This is a genomic window from Rhodovulum sp. DZ06 (assembly GCF_050586345.1).
Lineage (GTDB): Bacteria > Pseudomonadota > Alphaproteobacteria > Rhodobacterales > Rhodobacteraceae > JBOCEF01.
The window spans coordinates 1-5,513 of the sequence record NZ_JBOCEF010000091.1 but is presented as its reverse complement, the minus strand read 5'-3'; the positions used below and the strand labels follow the sequence as shown (position 1 = coordinate 5,513).

Genomic DNA, 5,513 nt, shown 5'->3' with positions numbered 1-5,513 from the left:
CCCCCCCCCCCCCCCCCCCCCCCCCCCCCCCCCCCCCCCCCCCCCCCCCCCCCCCCCCCCCCCCCCCCCCCCGGCCGTCGGTCACTCGGCGGCGGACAGGCCGACGGTCAGGATCTCGGCGGCATGCTTGATCGCCTGCTCCGAGCCGTCAAGGGCCGCGGCGGCGCGCGAGGCGGCGCTGTCGGCCTTGGGCGCGCCCGAGGCGGTCGGCACCTGTTCGGCGATGCCCTCCAGCTCGGCCTTCAGCGCGGCCAGCTCCTCCGAGAAATCGGCCGCCTTGGCGGTCCCGGCGGCGATCTCCTCGGCGTGCTTGACCAGGCCGTCGCGCACGTCCTTGAGGTGCTCGGCATACTCGTCCAGCGCGCCGTCGTCGGGGCGGGTCTCGATATAGGTGCGGATCGCCCAGGCGGCCTCCTGGCCCAGCAGTTCGCCGAAGGCCGGCATCTTGGTGATGCCGTTCTGGGTGTAGCCGTGGCGGAAGCGCTCCACGTACCACTCGTCGCCGTATTCCTCGGCCTCGAGGTAGCGCAGGTCGGGGGCGAGGCCGCCCGAGATCACCTCGAGCCCGTGGCACCGCGCGCAGTTCTGGTTGTAGCCCGACGCGCCGATGGTCACGGCCTCGGCCCAGACCTCTTCGCCCGCGGCCTCGGCGCGGTAGGGGTTCTCGGTCAGCCACTCGTCGCCGACGGCGGGCAGGTTCCCGGTCTCGACCGGCTGCGGGGCCACGTCGCCATGGGCGAAGGCGGCGCCCGCCGCGGCGGCGGCGAGGGCGATGGCGAGGAGCGGGCGGGCGGCGGCGATCTTGGTCATGGGGAGGCGTCTCCGTCCTGTTGGGTCCTGTCGGATCACGTTTCGGCGCCGCGATGCAGGCGCCGGTTGCATTCGAGGTATCGCCTCGCCGGGCGCTTCGCCATTGCACTTTGGGCGGTCCGGGGGGCCGAACGGACCCCACTTTGGTAGGGGTGCGACCGCCCGTCCGCCGGGTTAGGTTTCGGGCCACAACAATGACCGCGCAGCCCCCTCGACACCCTGCGCAACAGGAGGAACCCCTTGAAACCCAATCGTTTCGCCGCCCTCGCCGCCGCCGCGCTCTGCGCGCTGTCCTTCGCCGTGACGCCCGCCCCCGCGGCCGCCTCGGACGATGACGACGACGACGCCCCGCGCCTCGGGCGCGCCGGGCTGCTGTCGGGCGCGAACAAGGAGGACCTGCCCCGGATCACCCTCTCCGCCGGGATGCCGCTGCTGGACTCGGGCGAGATCACCCTCAAGTCCGGGCGCTATTACGAGGTGGTGATCGCCTGCGACGGCTCGGCCGAGCTGGCGGTGGAGGGCGCGGGCTTCTTCCGCGCGATCTGGATCGACGAGATCATCATCAACGACATCGAGATCCGCGCCATGGCGGTCGATTCCATCGAGTTCGACGACGAGGGCGAGGTGGAGATCGGCTTCGTCGCCGTGAAACCGGGGACCTACGAGCTGCGCGTGCCCGGCGGCGGCGAGAGCCAGCGCGTCAAGATCGTGATCGAGTGACGGGGCGGCGATGACCTCCCCCCTCGGTCCCGCACCCGGTCCCGCACCCGCCGCCCCGCGCCCGCCCGCCGCCCCGCGCGGCGGCCGGGCCGCGCATCGGCCCCGCGGCCGCGTCCTGCGCGCCCTGCTCGGCGCGGCCTGCGCGGCGCCCGCCGCCCTCGCGCTCGGCCTCGGGGCCGCGCCGCTGGCCCCCGCCCCGGCGGCGGCGCAGCAGGCCCGGATACAGGTCGACATCGCCTTCCTGCACATCGCGCAGGAGGCGCCGCCGGTCCTGTCCAACCTCGACCCGGACCCGGAGGATCTCGGCATCGCCGGGGCCCGCCGCGGCCTCCAGGACAACGCCGCCTCGGGGCGGTTCCTCGGGCATGACTACGCGCTGACCGAGATCACCGTGGCGCCGGGCGAGGACCCGGGCCCGGCCATCGAGCAGGCCCTCGCTTCCGCCTCGCTGATCATCGCCGATGCGCCCGCGGACGTGCTGCTGCGCCTCGCCGACGCGGCGGCGGCGAAGGGCGCGCTGGTGTTCAACGCCGCCGCCCCCGACGACGCGCTGCGGCGGGCGGAGTGCCGGTCGAACCTCCTGCACTCCACCCCCTCGCGCGCCATGCTGGCCGATGCGCTGGGACAGTTCCTGGCGAAGAAGCGCTGGCGCGAGATCATGCTGATCGAGGGCGCCCACCCGAAGGACAAGGCCTGGGCCGAGGCGCTGCGCCGGTCCTTCGCCAAGTTCGGGCTCAGCCTCGAGGCCGAGAAGACCTGGGACTTCGACGCCGACATGCGCCGCTCGGCCGCCGCCGAGGTCCCGCTGTTCACGCAAGGGGCCGATGTCGACGTCTACGTGCTGGCGGACGAGATCGGCGACTGGGCCCGCTACGTGCCCTACAACACCTGGTTGCCGCGCCCCATCGCCGGGTCCGAAGGGCTGCGCCCCGCCGCCTGGGCCGAGGTGGTGGAGCAATGGGGCGCCGCCCAGCTCCACAGCCGCTTCGAAGAAGATGCGGGCCGTCCCATGCGCCCGGAGGATTACGGCGCCTGGGCCGCGATCCGCAGCATCGGCGAGGCGGTCACGCGGTCGAACACCGCCGACGCCGCGGCGCTGCGCAGCTACATCCTGTCGCCGAAATTCGAGCTCGCGGGCTTCCTGGGGCGCAAGATGACCTACCGCACCTGGAACGGCCAGCTGCGCCAGCCGATCCCGCTGGTCCACCCGCGGGCGCTCGCCGCACAGGCGCCGCTGGAAGGCTTCCTGCACCAGCGCACCGAGCTCGACACCCTCGGCTATGACGAACCCGAGGCGGGCTGCACCGCCTTCGACTGACCCCCTGCCGCCGGGCCCGGGCCGCCGCCCCGGGCCCGCCCCCCTTCGACGACCGGAGAGACCCCCATGTTCCGCATCCCCCTCGCCGCCTCCTTCGCCGCCCTCCTCGCCGCCTCGCCCGCCCTCGCCGGCAAGGGCGAGATCTGGGTGACCAACGAGAAGGACGACACCCTGAGCGTGATCGACGTCGACACGCTCGAGGTCGTCCGCACCATCCCGACGGGGGAGCGCCCGCGCGGCGTCACCTTCTCCAAGGATCACTCGGTGCTCTATGTCTGCGCCTCCGACAGCGACACCGTGCAGGCGATCGACCCCGAGAGCGGCGAGGTGCTGCACAACCTGCCCTCGGGCGAGGACCCCGAGCAGTTCGTGCTGCACCCCAATGACCGGCTCCTCTACATCGCCAACGAGGACGACGCGATCGCCACCGTGGTGGACACCGAGACCCGCACCGTGATCGCCCAGATCCCCGTGGGGATCGAGCCGGAGGGCATGGCGATGAACCCCGCGGGCACCATCGCCATCGTGACGTCCGAGACGACCAACATGGCCCACTGGATCGACGTCGAAAGCCAGCAGATCTTCGCCAACACCCTCGTCGACCAGCGCCCCCGCGACGCGCGCTTCACCGATGACGGCAAGCAGCTCTGGGTCTCGGCCGAGATCGGCGGCACCGTCAGCGTGTTCGACGTCGAAACCCAGGCCGAACGCGGCAAGGTGCATTTCGAGATCAAGGGCGTGCATCGCGACCGGGTGCAGCCCGTGGGCATCAAGATCACCAAGGACCAGAAGCGCGCCTTCGTCGCCCTCGGCCCCGCCAACCATATCGCCGTGGTGAACGTCGAGACGCTGGAGGTGGAGAAATACATCCTCGTCGGCCGCCGCGTCTGGCACATGGAGATGACGCCGGACGAGAGCCTGCTGTTCACCACCAACGGGCTCTCGGGCGACGTGACGGTGATCGACGTGGACGCGCTGGAGCCGATCAAGACCGTCAAGGTCGGCCGTTTCCCCTGGGGCGCCGCCTGGCGCCCGACCGCGGACTGAGGCGCCCGGACCGGGCGCCGGGCGCGGGCCCCGGCCGGGCGCGAATCCGCCCTCGCCGGGGGCGGCGCCCGGCGCTAAGGTCGCCCGAACGACAAGCGCCAAGGAGGCTGCGCCATGCAGGAAGAGAGCGGACGCGACAGGGTCGAACGCTGGGCCGATTTCAACGCCCGGCCGGAGGACGTCTGGAAGATCGTCAGCAAGTTCGCCGAGATCGACGCCTGGCATCCCGGGGTGGCGGCCTGCGAGGCGGTGTCCCTCGACGGGGAGCCGCACCGCCACGTCACCGTCGCCGGCGACGGGGGCATGATCCTCGAGAAGCTGATCTCGAACGAGGACATGACCCAGCGCTACGAGATCATCGAAAGCCCCCTGCCGGTGGACAATTACCGCGCCACGCTGACCGTCTTCGCGCATGAGGGCGGCACGCGGGTGTTCTGGTCCTCGAGCTACGAGCCGACCAGCCCCGAGGCCGACGCCATCGTCGCCGCGATCTACGAGGGCGGGCTGCGCGGGCTGCGCGACTACCTGGGCGAGTGACGCCCCGGCGGGGCGCGGCCTGCGCGCCCCGCCCCCCCTTCCCCCCTTCGGACGGCGCCGCCCCTGCACCGCCGCGCGCCGTCCCCCGGCCGCCGCGGCGCCCGCCCTGCCCGGCCGCCGCCCCGACGGTCTTCCCATCCCCCCCGCCACGCCAGGAGCCGACATGACCCCGCCGCCCTCCGCCCCGGGCCCCGCCGCCCCCGCGCTGCTGGTCGAGGACCTGCGCTGGCGTTACGGCCCGAAGACCGCGCTGGACGGCGTGTCGCTGCGGGTCGAGGCGGGCCGGTTCTGCGCCCTCCTCGGGCCGAACGGCGCGGGCAAATCCACCCTGTTCGGGCTGCTCACCCGCCTGTTCGTGTCGCGCGAAGGGCGCATCGCCGTGGCGGGCCATGACCTGTCGCAGGCCCCGCGCGCCGCGCTCGGCGCCCTTGGCGTGGTGTTCCAGCAGCAGACGCTGGACCTCGACCTCTCGGTCCGGCGCAACCTTTTGTATTTCGCCGCCCTGCACGGAATCTCGGGCAAGGAGGCGCGCATCCGCGCCGACGCCGCCCTCGACCGGCTCGGGATGGCCGAGCGCGCGCAGGAACGCGCCCGGGACCTCAATGGCGGCCACCGGCGGCGGATGGAGATCGCCCGCGCCCTGATCCACCGCCCCTCGGTGCTGCTGCTGGATGAACCCACGGTGGGCCTCGACGCCCCCTCGCGCGCGGCGCTGGTGGAGCATGTCCACGCGCTCTGCGCCGAGGAAGGCCTCGCCGCCCTCTGGGCCACGCACCTGGTGGACGAGGTCCGCCCGGGCGACCGGCTCGCGGTCCTGCACCGCGGCTCCATCGTGGCGGATGGCGAGGCGGGTGCGGTCGCCGCCGGCCATGACGGCTCGGTCGCCGCCGCCTTCGCCGCGCTGACCGGCAAGCGCGAGGACGCGGCATGAGCGCCGCCGCCCGCCGCCCGCACCGGGGGTTCGGGGGAGCGCGAGGGGGGAAGGGGGCTCGCCCCCTTCCCCCCCCTCCCCCCCGGGGAGCAGAAAGGGGGGGTCTTCCCCCCAACGCGGGCCGCCCCCCTCCCTCCCCCCCCCCCAAAA

General features: G+C 73.6%; 6 protein-coding genes. 5 read left to right on the top strand and 1 reads right to left on the bottom strand.

Going from position 1 to position 5,513, the window contains the following annotated elements; genetic code table 11:
* Positions 1 to 81: 81 nt before the first annotated feature.
* Positions 82 to 810, bottom strand: a complete 729-nt coding sequence (gene pedF, locus ACQ5SO_RS21135) for a cytochrome c-550 PedF (protein ID WP_430943638.1) — start codon at positions 808 to 810, stop codon at positions 82 to 84.
* Positions 811 to 1,050: 240 nt separating this feature from the next.
* On the opposite strand from pedF, the gene ACQ5SO_RS21130 reads away from it, so the two are divergent.
* The 5 genes from ACQ5SO_RS21130 (at position 1,051) to ACQ5SO_RS21110 (ending at position 5,363) form a co-directional block, all read left to right on the top strand.
* The gene (locus tag ACQ5SO_RS21130; RefSeq protein WP_430943637.1) at positions 1,051 to 1,530 is read left to right on the top strand and encodes a hypothetical protein; all 480 of its coding nucleotides are present in this window, start codon (positions 1,051 to 1,053) and stop codon (positions 1,528 to 1,530) included.
* Positions 1,531 to 1,540: 10 nt separating this feature from the next.
* Positions 1,541 to 2,848 carry an ABC transporter substrate-binding protein gene (locus ACQ5SO_RS21125; RefSeq protein WP_430943636.1) on the top strand — a complete coding sequence of 436 codons (1,308 nt, stop codon included), beginning with the start codon at positions 1,541 to 1,543 and terminating at the stop codon, positions 2,846 to 2,848.
* 66 nt (positions 2,849 to 2,914) lie between these two features.
* Positions 2,915 to 3,895, top strand: a complete 981-nt coding sequence (locus tag ACQ5SO_RS21120) for a YVTN family beta-propeller repeat protein (protein WP_430943635.1) — start codon at positions 2,915 to 2,917, stop codon at positions 3,893 to 3,895.
* A gap of 114 nt (positions 3,896 to 4,009) precedes the next feature.
* On the top strand, positions 4,010 to 4,432 hold the full coding sequence (locus ACQ5SO_RS21115) for an SRPBCC family protein (RefSeq protein WP_430943634.1): 423 nt from the start codon (positions 4,010 to 4,012) through the stop codon (positions 4,430 to 4,432).
* Between the two features lie 163 nt (positions 4,433 to 4,595).
* Complete coding sequence (locus tag ACQ5SO_RS21110; protein ID WP_430943633.1) at positions 4,596 to 5,363, top strand: ABC transporter ATP-binding protein; 768 nt, start codon at positions 4,596 to 4,598, stop codon at positions 5,361 to 5,363.
* The last annotated feature ends 150 nt before the right edge of the window (positions 5,364 to 5,513 follow it).